The sequence below is a fragment of the Burkholderia sp. AU27893 genome (assembly GCF_002223205.1).
Lineage (GTDB): Bacteria > Pseudomonadota > Gammaproteobacteria > Burkholderiales > Burkholderiaceae > Burkholderia.
Genome location: NZ_NKFD01000001.1, coordinates 628,631 through 644,707 on the forward strand (window position 1 = coordinate 628,631; position 16,077 = coordinate 644,707).

16 protein-coding genes are annotated in these 16,077 nt (G+C 67.6%); 11 read left to right on the top strand and 5 right to left on the bottom strand.

Going from position 1 to position 16,077, the window contains the following annotated elements:
* Window positions 1-64: 64 nt before the first annotated feature.
* From CFB47_RS02985 to CFB47_RS03015, 7 genes are all read left to right on the top strand, one after another.
* Window positions 65-1,060, top strand: coding sequence for an arabinose ABC transporter substrate-binding protein (locus CFB47_RS02985; RefSeq protein ID WP_039353007.1), 996 nt, complete (start codon window positions 65-67; stop codon window positions 1,058-1,060).
* Window positions 1,061-1,129: 69 nt separating this feature from the next.
* Window positions 1,130-2,641, top strand: coding sequence for an L-arabinose ABC transporter ATP-binding protein AraG (araG, locus tag CFB47_RS02990; protein ID WP_089455563.1), 1,512 nt, complete (start codon window positions 1,130-1,132; stop codon window positions 2,639-2,641).
* A 70-nt stretch (window positions 2,642-2,711) separates the two neighbouring features.
* A complete protein-coding gene (gene araH / locus CFB47_RS02995) occupies window positions 2,712-3,728 on the top strand; it encodes an L-arabinose ABC transporter permease AraH (protein WP_089439200.1) in 1,017 nt (338 codons plus the stop codon).
* Window positions 3,729-3,757: 29 nt separating this feature from the next.
* Window positions 3,758-4,564, top strand: coding sequence for an SDR family NAD(P)-dependent oxidoreductase (locus CFB47_RS03000; protein WP_089460405.1), 807 nt, complete (start codon window positions 3,758-3,760; stop codon window positions 4,562-4,564).
* A 49-nt stretch (window positions 4,565-4,613) separates the two neighbouring features.
* On the top strand, window positions 4,614-5,675 hold the full coding sequence (locus CFB47_RS03005) for an aldose 1-epimerase (RefSeq protein WP_089460406.1): 1,062 nt from the start codon (window positions 4,614-4,616) through the stop codon (window positions 5,673-5,675).
* Window positions 5,676-5,714: 39 nt separating this feature from the next.
* Window positions 5,715-6,542, top strand: a complete 828-nt coding sequence (gene pyrF, locus CFB47_RS03010) for an orotidine-5'-phosphate decarboxylase (protein WP_011350899.1) — start codon at window positions 5,715-5,717, stop codon at window positions 6,540-6,542.
* Between the two features lie 221 nt (window positions 6,543-6,763).
* Window positions 6,764-7,822 carry a phosphorylcholine phosphatase gene (locus tag CFB47_RS03015; protein WP_089439203.1) on the top strand — a complete coding sequence of 353 codons (1,059 nt, stop codon included), beginning with the start codon at window positions 6,764-6,766 and terminating at the stop codon, window positions 7,820-7,822.
* Between the two features lie 38 nt (window positions 7,823-7,860).
* Here the strand turns inward: CFB47_RS03015 and CFB47_RS03020 are convergent, their stop codons facing one another.
* From CFB47_RS03020 to thiL, 3 genes are read right to left on the bottom strand one after another with little or no spacing between them, the layout of a single operon-like run.
* On the bottom strand, window positions 7,861-8,361 hold the full coding sequence (locus CFB47_RS03020) for a CinA family protein (RefSeq protein WP_034186407.1): 501 nt from the start codon (window positions 8,359-8,361) through the stop codon (window positions 7,861-7,863).
* A gap of 31 nt (window positions 8,362-8,392) precedes the next feature.
* Window positions 8,393-8,944, bottom strand: a complete 552-nt coding sequence (locus CFB47_RS03025; protein ID WP_089455566.1) for a phosphatidylglycerophosphatase A — start codon at window positions 8,942-8,944, stop codon at window positions 8,393-8,395.
* A complete protein-coding gene (gene thiL, locus CFB47_RS03030; RefSeq protein ID WP_089439205.1) occupies window positions 8,934-9,932 on the bottom strand; it encodes a thiamine-phosphate kinase in 999 nt (332 codons plus the stop codon). The genes CFB47_RS03025 and thiL overlap by 11 nt, the downstream gene beginning before the upstream one ends.
* A gap of 135 nt (window positions 9,933-10,067) precedes the next feature.
* On the opposite strand from thiL, the gene CFB47_RS03035 reads away from it, so the two are divergent.
* The 4 genes from CFB47_RS03035 (at window position 10,068) to CFB47_RS03050 (ending at window position 14,723) form a co-directional block, all read left to right on the top strand.
* Window positions 10,068-12,410 carry an NADP-dependent malic enzyme gene (locus CFB47_RS03035; protein WP_278190120.1) on the top strand — a complete coding sequence of 781 codons (2,343 nt, stop codon included), beginning with the start codon at window positions 10,068-10,070 and terminating at the stop codon, window positions 12,408-12,410.
* A gap of 376 nt (window positions 12,411-12,786) precedes the next feature.
* The gene (locus CFB47_RS03040; RefSeq protein WP_031398890.1) at window positions 12,787-13,218 is read left to right on the top strand and encodes a ribonuclease domain-containing protein; all 432 of its coding nucleotides are present in this window, start codon (window positions 12,787-12,789) and stop codon (window positions 13,216-13,218) included.
* A gap of 16 nt (window positions 13,219-13,234) precedes the next feature.
* Window positions 13,235-13,798 carry a barstar family protein gene (locus CFB47_RS03045; protein ID WP_089439207.1) on the top strand — a complete coding sequence of 188 codons (564 nt, stop codon included), beginning with the start codon at window positions 13,235-13,237 and terminating at the stop codon, window positions 13,796-13,798.
* A gap of 223 nt (window positions 13,799-14,021) precedes the next feature.
* Window positions 14,022-14,723: a hypothetical protein gene (locus tag CFB47_RS03050; protein WP_089460407.1), complete on the top strand. Its 702-nt coding sequence runs from the start codon at window positions 14,022-14,024 to the stop codon at window positions 14,721-14,723.
* Window positions 14,724-14,849: 126 nt separating this feature from the next.
* On the opposite strand, the gene CFB47_RS03055 is transcribed toward CFB47_RS03050, so the two are convergent.
* Both CFB47_RS03055 and CFB47_RS03060 read right to left on the bottom strand, forming a co-directional pair.
* On the bottom strand, window positions 14,850-15,617 hold the full coding sequence (locus CFB47_RS03055) for a 16S rRNA (uracil(1498)-N(3))-methyltransferase (RefSeq protein ID WP_089439209.1): 768 nt from the start codon (window positions 15,615-15,617) through the stop codon (window positions 14,850-14,852).
* A gap of 17 nt (window positions 15,618-15,634) precedes the next feature.
* On the bottom strand, window positions 15,635-16,051 hold the full coding sequence (locus CFB47_RS03060; protein ID WP_089455569.1) for a glyoxalase/bleomycin resistance/extradiol dioxygenase family protein: 417 nt from the start codon (window positions 16,049-16,051) through the stop codon (window positions 15,635-15,637).
* Window positions 16,052-16,077 lie beyond the last annotated feature (26 nt).

The following is a 16,077-nucleotide window of genomic DNA, read 5'->3' on the forward strand; positions in this document are numbered from 1 at the left end:
GCACGCTGCGTCGAAACCAACAAGCGGCTGCATCCTGTTCGATGAAAACAAGGAGACACTGGAGATGAAACGCAGAACGTTCGTAACGCTGGCGGCCGCGGCCGCGGTGGTGATGGGCAGCCCGGTCGCGCATGCGGCCGACCCGGTCAAGATCGGCTTCCTCGTGAAGCAGCCGGAAGAGCCGTGGTTCCAGGACGAGTGGAAGTTCGCCGAAATCGCGGCGAAGCAGAAGGGCTTCACGCTCGTGAAGATCGGCGCGCCGTCCGGCGAAAAGGTGATGAGCGCGATCGACAACCTGTCCGCGCAGAAGGCGCAGGGCTTCATCATCTGCACGCCCGATGTGAAGCTCGGGCCGGGCATCGTCGCGAAGGCGAAGTCGCACAACCTGAAGATGATGACGGTGGACGACCGCCTCGTCGACGGCGCGGGCAAGCCGATCGAGGCGGTCCCGCACATGGGGATCTCCGCGTACAACATCGGCAAGCAGGTCGGCGACGGCATCGCGGCCGAGATCAAGAAGCGCGGCTGGGACATGAAGGACGTCGGCGCGATCGACATCACCTACGAGCAGCTGCCGACCGCGCATGACCGCACCAGCGGCGCGACCGACGCGCTGGTGGCCGCCGGCTTCCCGAAGGCGAACGTGATCGCGGCGCCGCAGGCGAAGACCGACACCGAGAACGCCTTCAACGCGGCGAACATCGCGCTCACGAAGAATCCGCAGTTCAAGCATTGGGTGGCGTACGGCCTGAACGACGAAGCCGTGCTCGGCGCGGTGCGTGCGGCGGAAGGGCGCGGCTTCAAGGCGGACAACATGATCGGCATCGGCATCGGCGGTTCCGATTCTGCGCTGAACGAGTTCAAGAAGCCGCAGCCGACGGGCTTCTACGGCACCGTGATCATCAGCCCGAAGCGCCACGGCGAGGAAACCTCGGACCTGATGTACACGTGGATCACGCAGGGCAAGGCACCGCCGGCGCTGACGCTGACGACCGGCATGCTCGCGACGCGCGACAACGTGTCGAAGGTGCGTGACGAGATGGGGCTCGCGTCGAAGTAAGCGGCTTGCCGGCTGCGGCGGCCACGCGGCAGCCGGCGATCGATGGATCTGCAAGAGTAGGGAGACGACGTGTCAGCGGCACTGCGTTTTGACAATATCGGCAAGGTCTTTCCCGGCGTGCGCGCACTCGACGGCATCTCGTTCGACGTGCACGCGGGCGAGGTGCATGGCCTGATGGGCGAGAACGGCGCGGGCAAGTCGACGCTGCTGAAGATTCTCGGCGGCGAATACCAGCCCGATGCGGGCAGCGTGCTGGTCGACGGCCAGCCCGTGCAGTTCGCGAGTGCGGCCGCGTCGATCGCGGCCGGCATCGCGGTGATTCACCAGGAGCTGCAGTACGTGCCCGACCTGACGGTCGCGGAAAACCTGCTGCTCGGCCGCCTGCCGAATGCGTTCGGCTGGGTGAGGAAGCGCGAGGCGAAGCGTTTCGTGCGCGAGCGGCTCGCGGCGATGGGCGTCGATCTCGATCCCGATGCGAAGCTCGGGCGGCTGTCGATCGCGCAGCGGCAGATGGTCGAGATCTGCAAGGCGCTGATGCGCAATGCGCGCGTGATCGCGCTCGACGAACCGACCAGCTCGCTGTCGCATCGCGAGACCGAAGTGCTGTTCAAGCTCGTCGACGACCTGCGTGCGCAGGGCCGCGCGCTGATCTACATCTCGCACCGGATGGACGAGATCTACCGGCTGTGCGACGCCTGCACGATCTTCCGCGACGGGCGCAAGATCGCGTCGCACGAATCGCTCGCCGACGTGCCGCGCGAACGGCTCGTCGCCGAGATGGTCGGGCGCGAGATTTCGGATATCTACCATTACGCGCCGCGCACGCTCGGCGACGTGCGGTTCGCGGCCGAAGGCATCGACGGCCCGGCGTTGCGCGAACCCGCGAGCTTCTCGGTGCGCGCGGGCGAGATCGTCGGTTTCTTCGGGTTGGTCGGCGCGGGCCGCAGCGAACTGATGCGGCTCGTGTACGGCGCGGATCACCGGCGCGCGGGCGTGCTGACGCTCGACGGCGCGCGCATCGACGTGAAGCGCACCGGCGACGCGATCCGCCACGGCATCGTGCTGTGCCCCGAGGACCGCAAGGAAGAGGGGATCATCGCGATCGCGTCGGTCGCGGAGAACATCAACATCAGCTGCCGCCGCCATTCGCTGCGCGCGGGGCTCTTCATCAACCGCAAGGCCGAAAGCGAAACGGCCGACCGTTTCATCCAGCGGCTCAAGATCAAGACGCCGAACCGGCGCCAGAAGATCCGCTTCCTGTCGGGCGGCAACCAGCAGAAGGCGATCCTGTCGCGCTGGCTCGCGGAGCCCGACCTGAAGGTCGTGATCCTCGACGAGCCGACGCGCGGGATCGACGTCGGCGCGAAGCACGAGATCTACGACGTGATCTACCGGCTCGCGGAACGCGGCTGCGCGATCGTGATGGTGTCGTCGGAGCTGCCGGAAGTGCTCGGCGTGTCCGACCGCATCGTCGTGATGCGCGAAGGCCGGATCGCGGGCGAGCTGCCGCGCGAACAGGCGAACGAGCACGCGGTGCTGAGCCTGGCGCTGCCGCAGACGAGCGCCGTCGAGGCAGCCTGACGCAGCACACGACAATCGAATCGGACATGCACGGCGCGGGCCGTGCGATGCAGGAGCAGGAGACTCAATCATGCAAGTCAACGAAAACCTTGGCAGCGCCGCCGTGAAGCCGTCGGCCGACGCGCTGGTGCCGCAGCAGAGCGACCGCCAGAAGTGGTGGCAGCATCTGACCGAATACAGCCTGATCGCGATCTTCGCGGTGATGTTCATCACGATGTCGCTGACCGTCGATCACTTCTTCTCGATCGACAACATGCTCGGCCTCGCGCTGTCGATCTCGCAGATCGGCATGGTCGCGTGCACGATGATGTTCTGCCTCGCGTCGCGCGACTTCGACCTGTCGATCGGCTCGACCGTCGCGTTCTCCGGCGTGCTGTGCGCGATGGTGCTGAACGCGACCGACAACACGTTCGTCGCGATCATCGCGGCGGTCGCGGCCGGCGCCGCGATCGGCTTCGTGAACGGCGCGGTGATCGCGTACCTGCGCATCAACGCGCTGATCACGACGCTCGCGACGATGGAGATCGTGCGCGGGCTCGGCTTCATCGTGTCGAAAGGGCAGGCGGTCGGCGTGTCGTCGGATACGTTCATCGCGCTCGGCGGGCTCACGCTCTTCGGCGTGTCGCTGCCGATCTGGGTCACGCTGCTGTGCTTCATCGCGTTCGGCGTGCTGCTGAACCAGACCGTCTATGGCCGCAACACGCTCGCGATCGGCGGCAACCCGGAAGCCTCGCGGCTCGCGGGGATCAACGTCGAGCGCACGCGCGTGTACATCTTCCTGATCCAGGGCGCGGTGACGGCGCTCGCGGGCGTGATCCTCGCCTCGCGCATCACGTCGGGCCAGCCGAACGCCGCGCAGGGCTTCGAGCTGAACGTGATCTCCGCGTGCGTGCTCGGCGGCGTGTCGCTGATGGGCGGCCGCGCGACGATCTCGGGCGTCGTGATCGGCGTGCTGATCATGGGCACCGTCGAGAACGTGATGAACCTGCTGAACATCGACGCGTTCTACCAGTACCTCGTGCGCGGCGCGATCCTGCTCGCGGCCGTGCTGCTCGACCAGCTGAAGAACCGCGGCGTCCGCGACTGACCCGATCCGCTCTCACGGAGACGAACCGCATGACCATCGACACTTCCGCGCACGACCCGCACTCGGCGAGCCACGCGCGCTATGCACGGTATCCGAGCCTCGAGGATCGCGCGGTGCTGATCACGGGCGGCGCGACCGGCATCGGCGCGGCGTTCGTCGAGCACTTCGCCGAACAGGGCGCGCGCGTCGCGTTCGTCGACCTCGACGCGGCGGCCGGCGCCGCGCTCGCGGAACGCCTCGCGCACGTACGCCATGCGCCGCTGTTTCTCCCGTGCGACCTGACCGACATCGACGCGCTGCGCCATGCGATCGACGCGATCCGCGCGCGCATCGGCGCGATCGCGGTGCTCGTGAACAACGCGGCGAACGACACGCGCCACGCGATCGGCGACGTGACGCCTGCATCGTTCGACGCGGGCATCGCGGTGAACCTGCGCCACCAGTTCTTCGCCGCGCAGGCGGTGATCGACGACATGAAGCGGCAGGGCGGCGGCGCGATCATCAATCTCGGCTCGATCAGCTGGATGCTGAAGAACGGCGGCTATCCCGTCTACGTGATGGCGAAGGCGGCCGTGCAGGGGCTGACGCGCGGCCTCGCGCGCGACCTCGGCGCGTTCGGCATCCGCGTGAATTCGCTGGTGCCCGGCTGGGTGATGACCGACAAGCAGCGCCGGCTGTGGCTCGACGACGCGGGCCGCGCGGCGATCAAGGCCGGCCAGTGCCTCGATGCCGAACTGCTGCCCGCCGATCTCGCGCGGATGGCGCTGTTCCTCGCGGCCGACGACAGCCGGATGATCACCGCGCAGGACGTGATCGTCGACGGCGGCTGGGCCTGACCGTTCGCACGACCCGCATCGTTTCTTCGACGAAGGAAAGGAGTTCACCATGACCGCCACGTCCTCGAGCGCATCGTCGTCCACCAGCCAGTCGCGCCGCGCGCGCCTGGCCGCCGCCGCGCAGCCGGTCAGCCCCGGCCCGCAGACGGCAGCCTTCGCGCAGGGCGTCGGCGCCGCGCATGCGGCGGCCGTCACGCTATCGAACGCATCGCTGCGGCTCGATGTGCTGCCGCATCTGGGCGGCGGCATCGCGCGCTTCGACTGGCGCGGCGACAATGGCGCGCTGATGCCGGTGTTCCGCCGCTGCGAGCACCCGGAGACGGCGACGGACCCGAACGAGCTCGCGTGCTATCCGCTGCTGCCTTACTCGAACCGGATCGGCGACGGGCGCTTCGAGTGCGACGGGCGCAAGGTCGCGGTGCCGCGCAACCGCCGCGACGAGCCGCTGCCGATCCATGGCGACGGCTGGCTCGCGCCGTGGCAGGTGGACGATGCGACCGGCACGTCGCTGCAACTGTCGCTCGACCGCACCGCCGGCGCGCCGTATGCGTTCCGCGCGATCCAGTCGTACGAGCTCGACGACGCGACGCTGTCGATCGCGCTGACGATCGAGAACGCGGGGCGTGCGCGGCTGCCGTTCGGGCTCGGCGTGCATCCGTTCCTCGTGCGCGATGCCGCGACCGAACTGGCCGCGGCTGCCGGCGGGCTGTGGCTGTCGGGCGCGGATTTCCTGCCGGTGCGGCACGTGAGCGTGCCGCCGGCGTGGCAGTTCGGCGTCGCGTATCCGCTGCCGGCCACGCTCGTCAATCATGCGTTCACCGGCTGGGGCGGCCACGCGACGGTGAGCTGGCCGCGCCGCGGGTTGTCGCTGACGGTGGCGGCCGACGCCGACGCGTACGTGCTCTACACGCCGCCCGGCGAGGATTTCTTCTGCTTCGAGCCGGTCGATCATCCGATCAATGCGGTGAACCTGCCGGGCGGCGCGACCGCGCACGGGATGACGCTGCTCGCGCCCGGCGAGCGGCTCACGCGGCGTTTCGCGTTCACCGTCGAGCGCGCCGATGCGCGCGGCAATGCGGCTTCGCGCGAGGCACGCCGGCGACGCGGGTAAAATACGCGGTCTACCAACGGTTTGCCGCGAGTACCCGCCATGTCTTCCCCGCTTACTTTCATCGAATCGCTGCGCGCCGCGTGGCAGCGCACGAATTCGCTGCTGTGCGTCGGCCTCGATCCCGAGCCGTCGCGCTTTCCCGTGCAGTTCGACGGCCAGCCCGATGCGATCTTCGAATTCTGCCGGCAGATCGTCGACGCGACCGCGCAATACGCGAGCGCGTTCAAGCCGCAGATCGCCTACTTCGCCGCGCATCGCGCCGAAGACCAGCTCGAACGGCTGATCGCGCACATCCACCTCCAGCATCCGGGCCTGCCGGTGATCCTCGACGCGAAGCGCGGCGACATCGGCAGCACGGCCGAGCAGTATGCGCGCGAAGCGTTCGAGCGCTACCGCGCGGATGCCGTCACCGTGAACCCGTACATGGGCTACGACTCGGTCGAGCCGTACTTCGAGCACGAAGGCAAGGGCGTGATCGTGCTGTGCCGCACGTCGAACCCGGGCGGCTCCGACCTGCAGTTCCTCGACACGAACGGTCGGCCGCTGTACCAGGTCGTCGCCGACCTCGCGGCGAACAAGTGGAACGCGAAGAACGGCCAGCTCGGCCTCGTGGTCGGCGCGACGTTCCCGAAGGAAATCGAGATCGTGCGCGGGATCGTCGGCGACATGCCGCTGCTGATCCCCGGCATCGGCGCGCAGGGCGGCGACGTGCAGGCGACCGTCAACGCGGGCCGCACGGCCGACGGCACCGGCATGATGATCAACTCGTCGCGCGCGATCCTGTACGCGAGCAAGGGCGAGGATTTCGCCGAAGCTGCGGCGCTCGCCGCGCAGAAGACGCGCGACACGATCAACGCGCATCGTTGACCGGTTGCACCGGTTGCCCGTCCGGGCAGCCGGTTCCGGCGGGCTCCCACGCGCGAGCCCGGCGCTTCCCTCCCGTCTTTCCGCTCTTCCGCATGCCCGGCCCGCACTGGCGCATGCGGACAACTTCCCGTCGCTTACGCACCGCATCCCCGCGCGCCAATCGCGCGATGCTGCCGCTTGTCATCGATCCGTAACGAAAATGTCAAGAAAGGAGCGACGCCATGCCCAAGCTGTCCCGACGTCTTCTGAGCGCGCTTGCCGCATCGTTGTGCATGAGCTTCGCCCATGCGGCGGATCTCTCGCACTGGCCGGCCGATAGCGCGAAGGCGCTGAACGAGATGATCGCCGCGCACGCGCACCGTGGCGACTACGCGGTGTTCGATGCCGACAACACGACCTACCGCTACGACCTCGAGGAGTCGCTGCTGCCGTACCTCGAGCGTCGCGGCGTGCTGACGCGCGACACGCTCGACCCGTCGCTCAAGCTGATCCCGTTCAAGGATTCCGCCGACTACCGGGAATCGCTGACGAGCTATTACTACCGGCTGTGCGAGATCGACGACCTGGTCTGCTACCCGTGGATCGCGCAGGCGTTCGCCGGGCAGTCGCTGGCCGACCTGAAGCGCCACGTCGACGCGATGCTCGCCGACGGCCAGCCGATTCCGATCCGCTACTGGCAGGGCGACAAGGTGGTCGACGGCACGGTGAACCCGCCGCGTTTCTTCCGCGGGATGCAGGAGCTGTACAACGCGCTGCGCGAGAACGGGATCGAGGTCTACGTGATGACGGCCGCGCACGAGGAGCTCGCGCGGCTCGTGCTGTCCGACCCGAAGTACGGCTACAACGTGAAGCCGCAGAACGTGATCGGCGTGACGACGCTGCTGCGCAACCCGGCGACCGGCGCGCTGACCACCTCGCGGTTGCAGATCAAGGCCGGCCAGTACGACGAAGCCGCGAACCGCAGCCTGGTGATCACGCCGTTCCTGATGAACCCGATGACGTGGTACGAAGGCAAGCTCGGCTCGATCGTCGGCTGGATCGACCAGTGGAAGAAGCCGGTGCTCGTCGCGGGCGACACGCCGACGTCCGACGGCTACATGCTGCTGAACGCGACCGACGTCGCGCGCGGCGGCGTGCGCGTGTGGGTGAACAAGAAGGACAAGCAGATGGCGCAGATCCGCGCGTGGTCGGACGAATCGGCCGCGCGGCAGAAGTCGCTCGGCCTGCCGGTGACGGCGGACAAGAACTGGATCGTCGTGAAGCCCGACGCGATCCAGTAAGCGGGCAGGCGGGGGCGCGGCGCGCGCCTCCGGCCCGATCAGCCCTCGCGCTCGTCGAGCAGCTTCAGCAGCCCGCGCAGCGCATGCGCGGCCGCCTGCGTGCGGATCTGTTCGCGGTCGCCCTTGAACACGAGCGTTTCGACGTCGGTATGCAGCCGATTGCTCCAGCCGAACGACACGGTGCCGACCGGCTTCTTCTCGCTGCCGCCTGCGGGGCCCGCGATGCCGGTGACGGACAGCGCGACCTGCGCGCGGCTGTTGCGCAGCGCGCCTTCGGCCATCGCGCGCGCGACCGGCTCGCTGACGGCGCCGTGCTTGTCGATCAGGTCGGGCGGCACGCCGATCATCTCGATCTTGGCCTGGTTCGAGTACGTGACGAAGCCGCGCTCGAACCACTGGCTGCTGCCGGAGATATCGGTGATCGCCGCGGCGATCATGCCGCCGGTGCAGGATTCGGCGGTGGCGAGCGTCAGGTGCTCGTCACGCAGCTTGTTGCCTGCGCGGATCGCAAGCTGGTGGACGACGGAATCGGTTGGCATGCGCGTCGGGAAACGGAAGTCGGAAAATCGGTCAGCCGACGACGGAGCGCCACAGGGCGATCACGAGCAGCGTCATGAACGCGGCGACCAGGTCGTCGACCATGATGCCGAGCCCGCCTTTCAGGCGGCGGTCGAAATAGCGGATCGGCGGCGGCTTGAGCATGTCGAAGAAGCGGAACGCGACGAACGCCCACAACTGGCCGACGAAGGTCGCGGGCGTGACGAACAGCATCACGAGCCAGATCGCGACGATCTCGTCCCAGACGACGGCGCCCGGATCGGCCGAGCCCATCTTCCTCGCGGTGAAACCGGTCAGCCACGTGCCGGCCACGAAGCCGGCCGCGATCAGCGCCCACCATTCGGGCACCGTCAGGTAGCGGTTGAGCACGACGAACGTCAGCCAGCCGAACAGCGAGCCGAACGTGCCGGGCATGATCGGCGCGAGCCCGCTGCCGAAGCCGAGCGACACGATGTGCGCCGGGTGCGACAGCATAAAACGCGCGGTCGCGCGCCGCGGCGCGTTGCCGCCGGATGCGGCGCCGGGCTCGGCCGCGGTGTGCGCGGGCGTCGGGTCAGTCTGCATGGAAGTGGTCGAAGCCGTGCAACGTGAGAGCGAGGGGCGCGCCGGCCGCGTCGCGCCACGTGATCGCGGGCTGCTCCGACGGCGCGGACAACGCGCGTATTGTACCGATTCGGGTAACCGCCACGCCGGCCGTCACGCCCGCCGCCTCGACCGCCGCGCGGGCCGCCGCCGGCGCGGTGAAGCACAGTTCGTAATCGTCGCCGCCGGCCAGCGTGCAGCGGCGCTGCACGTCGGGCGCCAGCGTCGCGAGCGCGGCCGAGCGCGGCACCGCGTCGGCATCGATCTCGGCGCGCACGTTCGAGCGGGCCAGGATGTGCTGCAGGTCGCCGGCGAGGCCGTCCGAGAGATCGAGCGCCGCGTGCGCGACGCCCGCGAGCGCGAGGCCGAGCGCGATGCGCGGCTCGGGGTACTCGAGCGCGCGCCGGAACGCGGCTGCTTCGTTTGCGCCGGCCGTCCATTCGCCGCGCGCGACGCCGAGACCGGCGCGCGCATCGCCGAGCGTGCCGGACACCCAGACGTCGTCGCCGTCGCGCGCGGCGTCACGCCGCAGTACCGCATCGGGCGCGACTTCGCCGAACACGGTCACGCACAGGTTCAGCGGGCCGCTCGTCGTGTCGCCGCCGATCAGCTCGCAGCCGTAGCGCTCGGCGAGCGCGAACAGCCCGTTGCTGAACGCTTCCAGCCATGCGGCGTCGGCCCGCGGCAGCGCGCACGCGAGCGTGAACGCGCGCGGCTCGGCGCCCATTGCCGCGAGGTCGGACAGGTTGACCGCGAGTGTCTTGTGGCCGAGCGCGTCGGGCGCGACGTCGGGGAAGAAGTGGCGGCCTTCCACCAGCATGTCCGTCGAAATGGCCAGCAATTTCCCGGATCGGGGCGCGATCAACGCGCAGTCGTCGCCGATGCCGAGCGTCGACGCGCGCGCGCCCTGCGCGGCGCGGCGCGTGAAGAAGCGTTCGATCAGCGAAAACTCGGAGAGGGCGGCTGGCACGGCGGATGGATCCGAAACGGTGGAAGGAACGGCATTGTACGAGGCGAGCGGCGGCGTTCCTGCACCGTTCAGTACAATTTTGTCGCGGCTGTTGCACCCGAATCGCCGGTCTGGCGGCCGATGATTGGCGCTACAATGCCGTCGAAGAGTTATTCTAATCCGCCCGCCAAGAGACACATGTCTACCCAAGCCTCCTCCAAAGCCAAACTTCGCGAAGCCGCGCTCGACTATCACGAATTCCCGACCCCCGGGAAAATCGCGATCGCCCCGACCAAGCAGATGATCAACCAGCGCGACCTCGCGCTCGCGTACTCGCCGGGTGTGGCGTACGCGTGCGAGGAGATCGTCGAGAATCCGCTCAACGCGGCACGCTTCACCGCGCGCAGCAACTTGGTCGGCGTCGTCACGAACGGCACGGCGGTGCTCGGTCTCGGCAACATCGGCCCGCTCGCGTCGAAGCCGGTGATGGAAGGCAAGGCGGTGCTGTTCAAGAAGTTCGCGGGCATCGACGTGTTCGACATCGAGCTGAACGAGTCGGATCCGCACAAGCTGGTGGACGTGATCGCCGCGCTGGAGCCGACCTTCGGCGGGATCAACCTGGAAGACATCAAGGCGCCGGACTGCTTCATCGTCGAGCGCGAAGCGCGCAAGCGGATGAAGATTCCGGTGTTCCACGACGACCAGCACGGCACCGCTATCGTGGTGGCCGCGGCCGTCACGAACGGGCTGAAGGTCGTCAACAAGGACATCAAGAAGGTCAAGCTCGTTGCGTCCGGCGCAGGTGCGGCCGCGCTCGCGTGTCTCGACCTGCTGGTCGACATCGGCCTGCCGCTCGAGAACATCATCGTGACCGACCTGGCGGGCGTGGTCTACAAGGGCCGCACCGAGCTGATGGACCCGGACAAGGAGCGTTTCGCCCGCGAAACGGAAGCCCGGACGCTGGCCGAAGTGATCGACGGCGCGGACATCTTCCTCGGCCTGTCGGCTGCCGGCGTGCTGAAGCAGGAGATGGTGAAGGGCATGGCCGAGCGCCCGCTGATCCTCGCGCTCGCGAACCCCACACCGGAAATCCTGCCGGAACTCGCACTCGAAGTGCGGCCGGACGCCGTGCTGGCCACGGGCCGCACCGATTACCCGAATCAGGTCAACAACGTCCTGTGCTTCCCGTTCATCTTCCGCGGCGCGCTCGACGTCGGCGCGACGACGATCACGCGTGAAATGGAGATCGCGGCCGTCAATGCGATCGCCGAGCTCGCGCAGCACGAGCAGAGCGACATCGTCGCGACCGCGTACGGCATCCAGGACCTGTCGTTCGGGCCCGAATACCTGATTCCGAAGCCGTTCGATCCGCGCCTGATCGTGAAGATCGCGCCGGCCGTCGCGCAGGCCGCGATGGACGGCGGCGTCGCGACGCGCCCGATCGAGGACATGGACGCGTACAAGCAGCACCTGCAGCAGTTCGTGTACCACAGCGGCACGACGATGAAGCCGATCTTCCAGATTGCGCGCGCCGCGCCGGAAGAGAAGAAGCGCGTCGTGTTCGCGGAAGGCGAAGAAGAGCGCGTGTTGCGCGCCGTTCAGATCATCGTCGACGAAAAACTCGCGAAGCCGATCCTGATCGGCCGCCCGTCGGTGATCGAGCACCGTATCCATCGCTACGGCCTGCGCCTGACGCCGGGTACCGATTTCACGGTCGTCAACACCGAGCACGACGAGCGCTACCGCGATTTCTGGCAGACGTACTACAAGATGATGGCGCGCAAGGGCATCAGCGAGCAGCTCGCGCGCGTCGAGATGCGCCGCCGCACGACGCTGATCGGCTCGATGCTGGTGAAGAAGGGCGAAGCGGACGGGATGATCTGCGGCACGATCAGCACCACGCACCGCCACCTGCACTTCATCGACCAGGTGATCGGCAAGCGCCCGGGCTGCAGCGTGTACGCCGCAATGAACGGCCTCGTGCTGCCGGGCCGCCAGATTTTCCTCGTCGACACGCACGTGAACGTCGATCCGACCCCGGAAGAGCTGGCCGAGATCACGATCATGGCCGCGGAAGAAGTGCGCCGCTTCGGCATCGAGCCGAAGGTCGCGCTGCTGTCGCACTCGAATTTCGGCACGAGCAACGCGCCTTCGGCGAAGAAGATGCGCGATACGCTCACGATCCTGCAGGAACGTGCGCCGGAGCTGAAGGTGGACGGCGAGATGCACGGCGACGTCGCGCTCGACGCGGCGCTGCGCAAGGAGATCCTGCCGGAATCGACGCTGGAAGGCGAAGCGAACCTGCTGATCCTGCCGAACATCGACGCCGCGAACATCGCGTACAACCTGCTGAAGACGGCCGCGGGCAACAACATCGCGATCGGGCCGATCCTGCTGGGTGCGGCGCAGCCGGTGCACGTGCTGACCGAATCGGCGACCGTTCGCCGCATCGTCAACATGGCGGCGCTGCTGGTCGCCGACGTGAACGCCACGCGCTGAGCCAGAACGAACGCGCCAGGCCGGTCGAACCGGCGTGGCGCGTCGGGCGAAATTGTAAACAAAAGCAAAAAGAGGCGTGCCCGCAATGGGCACGCCGCGGGCAGGGCGCAAACGCGCTTCCCTCAAGCAACATCAGCATCTCTCCGCTCCAGGTAATGAGCGTGGCAAGGAGGCAGAGTCTCGCCAAGCGAGAGATGCCGCCTGTATTTTATCTCATGTAAGATAAATGTAGTGTTATTTCGGTAAAAAACGCGCCATTCCGGGTATCACTGGCCTTTCGATTCCCAAACGGACATTGATTCGCGCGGCCAATAACGCTACGCTAACGCCTTTGTTGGTCGTCAACTACTTGATTTAACAGCGGGAACCCTGGTTCATGGCACGCAAGTGGCTCCGCAACGGCGCGCTCGCGTCCGTCTTCGCGATGTTCGCGATGGGTATCGTCGGCACGCCGACGGGCAGTCTGGTTTCCGCCGCTTACGCACGGGAGGCCGTTCCGGCCGACGTGGCGGCGAGCGGGCTCGATACGATTCCGACCGCTCGTCTTCCGCGCGAGGCCGTGACCACGCTGGGCCTGATCGGCGCCGGCGGTCCCTATCCGTACGAGAAAGACGGCGTCGTGTTTGGCAACCGCGAGCGGATCCTGCCGAAAGCGAAGCGCGGCTACTACCATGAGTACACGGTGCCGACGCCGCGTGCCCGCAATCGCGGGGCGCGCCGGATCGTCTGCGGCGGGCCATTGCGCCGGATCGACAACTGTTATTACACGGGCGACCACTACAACAGTTTTAAACGTATTGTTGAATGACTTCGGGACGAATGGCATGAGCGACTCCATCTACGCGCACGAAACGGCGGCGGCGGAACTGTTCGCGGCCGGCGACGGCAATCTGTTTCAGCGCGTGATCCAACTGCACGCGGCGGCGCAGGCCGGCGGCACGCCGGAGCAACAGGAAGCCGAGCCCGGGCTTTCATCGAACGAGGAGCCTATGAGCCTTTTCACGACCGTGCGACCCAATCTCGTGCAGTCGATCCGCGCGTTCCGCGTGCAGGATCTTGCCGACGAAGCCGGCCGGCTCGGCCAGCATTTCCTGTATGCGTTTTGCGGCGCCGCGCAGTCGAAGCAGGAAGTGATGGAAACGATCGCGACGTCGTTCCTGTTCCCGAAGCATTTCGGGAAGAACTACGACGCGCTGTACGACTCCCTGACCGACCTCGTCGCGAAGGCCGGCGCGCAGCCCGGTTTCGTGATCGTCCTCGAAGGGCTGCCGATCGCGCAGAAGTTCGACAAGGAAGGGCGCGAGACGCTGCTCGACGTGTTCCGCGAGGCGGCCGAATTCTGGGCCGAGCGCAAGGTCGCGTTTCGCGTGTTCTATTCGTTCGCGTAAGCGCACGTCGGCCCGCGGCCGGTTCGGCGAATCACCCTTCGGAAGCCCGCTTCGAGCGGGCTTTTTTGCACCTGCGTGATGCGGACGGGCTGGAACGGCGCGTGGCCCACTGACATTGTCCTTTCATCCGGCACCTTTTTTCGAGACAATCTCGATCGGCCCGGTCGCGGCAGCGGCCGCACCGGGCGCATACAACAAACCATCGAGAGAGGGCTGTCTTCCCATGAATATTTCCCGTTCCGCACGCGCCGTCGTGCTGCCCCTGCTGGTCGTGGCGGGCGCCGCGCATGCGGCGCCGCTCACGCCCGAGCAGACCGTCGACCTTTACATCGGCGCATTCGTCAACGGCGATGTGTCGAAAGCCCGCGAATTCAACGATGCGGTGCGCACGAGTTACGGCGGCAAGGACGCGCTCAACGTCGACGTTCTGTCGAAGATGGGCGATTCGATGCGCAAGGACATGGCCGAAGACTTGCTGGCGCCGATGCCGCCGAAGGCGAGTGCCGCATTGCGTCCGTCGGTGCAGAGCATGGCCGCAGCCTATCAGCGTGCGATCAATCGCTCGGAGTGCAAGCCAACCGGGTCGTCGCAGCAACCGAACTCGGCTCGCGAGGGCGAGACGATCGCGACGGTTGAATTTGCGTGCCGCGTTCCGGATGTGAGGCCCGGCGCGAAGGCGCTGGAGGCGAAGGTCGGCAACGGCCGTCTGAAGAATGATGCAGCCCGGATTGCCGCGTTCAATGCGATCTTCTCCGGCATGGCGAAGGTGCTGGACGCAGCGCCGGTCACGTACCCCGTGACGGGCAAGATCGATGTCTACAGCCTCGACGGCGGCTGGACGACCGGTAGCCCGCAAGACGTGCTGACGCCGGTGCTCGATGCGTTGTCAGAAGCGATGCCGCATGGCTCGTCGAGCGACAAGTAAGTTGCGATAGACCGCCGCATCGCAACGGGCCGCATTTCCGCGGCGATGCCGGCCGCTTGTCGCGCAGCGGCCGGGTGGTGTGCGGTCAGGGCGTGTCGCGCCGTCTTGCGCAGGCACGACTACTCATCACCACCCGCCCCAGCGCGCCGCGAGCGCGGCGAGCACGGCCGCGCCGGCCGTCTCGGTCCGCAGCACGCGGGGCCCGAGCGACAGCGCGGTGAACCCGCGCGCGCGTGCCGCATTTTCCTCGTCGGGCGACAGCCCGCCTTCCGGCCCGATCAGCAGCGTGACGGTTGCAGCGGGCGGCGTGCCGGGCAGCGACGCGAACGGGATGCTCGCGCGCGGCGACAGCAGCAGCCGCAGTTCGCCGTCGGCCGGTGCCGCCGGCAGCGTATCGAGCCACGCGTTGAAGCCGGCGACCGGCGCGACGTCGGGCACGCGGTTGCGCCCGCATTGCTCGCACGATGCGCGCACGACGCCGCGCCAGTGCGCGACGCGCTTGTCCGCGCGCTCGCCGGCGAGCTTCACGACGCCGCGCGCGGTCGACAGCGGCACGACCGCCGTCACGCCGAGCTCGACCGCCTTCTCGATCACCCAGTCCATCTTGTCGCCGCCGGCGATGCCTTGCGCGAGCGTCACGCGATAGGGCGGCTCGGCCTCGGCCGGTTCGAACGTGTCGATCTGCGCGAGCGCGCTGCGCTTGTCGATCTCGACGAGCCGTGCGCGGTACTGGCCGCCGGTGCCGTCGAACAGCGCGAGCACGTCGCCGGGCTGCAGGCGCAGCACCTGTGCGTGGCGCGCGACTTCGGCCGGCAACGCGAGCGTGGCGTCGGCGCGCAGGGCTGCGTCGACGAAAAAGCGCGGCACGGCCGCGGTGGTGGTGGCTTCGTTCATGCGTGTAACGGTTGGGGTCATGCGTCGAGACGGCGCCCGAGCGCCCATCGGTAGCCGTCGAGATCCTCGATCTGCGCGAACCGGTCGCCCCAGAACTGATCCTGCGGCGCGCTCAGCGACTTCGCGCCCGCGTCGAGCGCGCGCTGCCAGGTGGCGTCGACGTCGTCGACATACAGGTAGAACGATTGCGGCGCGGTCGCGTTCGCACTTTTCGGCGTGCGCGCGGTCGAGCCGAATGCGCCTTCGGGCGCGAACATCACGATCAGCTGGCCGCGATAGGCCATCTCGACATGCATGATCGCGCCGTCTTCGTCGTGCACGTCGCGCAGCTCGAAGCCGAATGCGGCCTTGAAGAAATCGATGGCCGCGCGCGCGTTGCGTACGGCCAGGTAGGGCGTCAACCAAGGCACGTTGGCCGGACGTGGATCGGTCATGAAAATCTCCTGTGGGGGCGCTTGGG

Bases quoted from the DNA above. Each gene is read 5' to 3' on its own strand.
- CFB47_RS03035 (WP_278190120.1), top strand. From the start codon at position 10,068: ATGCCGTCGAAGAGTTATTCTAATCCGCCCGCCAAGAGACACATGTCT.
- CFB47_RS03025 (WP_089455566.1), bottom strand. From the start codon at position 8,944: ATGCAGACTGACCCGACGCCCGCGCACACCGCGGCCGAGCCCGGCGCC.
- CFB47_RS03020 (WP_034186407.1), bottom strand. From the start codon at position 8,361: ATGCCAACCGATTCCGTCGTCCACCAGCTTGCGATCCGCGCAGGCAAC.
- araH (WP_089439200.1), top strand. From the start codon at position 2,712: ATGCAAGTCAACGAAAACCTTGGCAGCGCCGCCGTGAAGCCGTCGGCC.
- CFB47_RS03015 (WP_089439203.1), top strand. From the start codon at position 6,764: ATGCCCAAGCTGTCCCGACGTCTTCTGAGCGCGCTTGCCGCATCGTTG.
- CFB47_RS03055 (WP_089439209.1), bottom strand. From the start codon at position 15,617: ATGAACGAAGCCACCACCACCGCGGCCGTGCCGCGCTTTTTCGTCGAC.
- CFB47_RS03005 (WP_089460406.1), top strand. From the start codon at position 4,614: ATGACCGCCACGTCCTCGAGCGCATCGTCGTCCACCAGCCAGTCGCGC.
- CFB47_RS03000 (WP_089460405.1), top strand. From the start codon at position 3,758: ATGACCATCGACACTTCCGCGCACGACCCGCACTCGGCGAGCCACGCG.
- CFB47_RS02985 (WP_039353007.1), top strand. From the start codon at position 65: ATGAAACGCAGAACGTTCGTAACGCTGGCGGCCGCGGCCGCGGTGGTG.
- CFB47_RS03060 (WP_089455569.1), bottom strand. From the start codon at position 16,051: ATGACCGATCCACGTCCGGCCAACGTGCCTTGGTTGACGCCCTACCTG.
- CFB47_RS03040 (WP_031398890.1), top strand. From the start codon at position 12,787: ATGGCACGCAAGTGGCTCCGCAACGGCGCGCTCGCGTCCGTCTTCGCG.
- CFB47_RS03050 (WP_089460407.1), top strand. From the start codon at position 14,022: ATGAATATTTCCCGTTCCGCACGCGCCGTCGTGCTGCCCCTGCTGGTC.
- CFB47_RS03045 (WP_089439207.1), top strand. From the start codon at position 13,235: ATGAGCGACTCCATCTACGCGCACGAAACGGCGGCGGCGGAACTGTTC.
- pyrF (WP_011350899.1), top strand. From the start codon at position 5,715: ATGTCTTCCCCGCTTACTTTCATCGAATCGCTGCGCGCCGCGTGGCAG.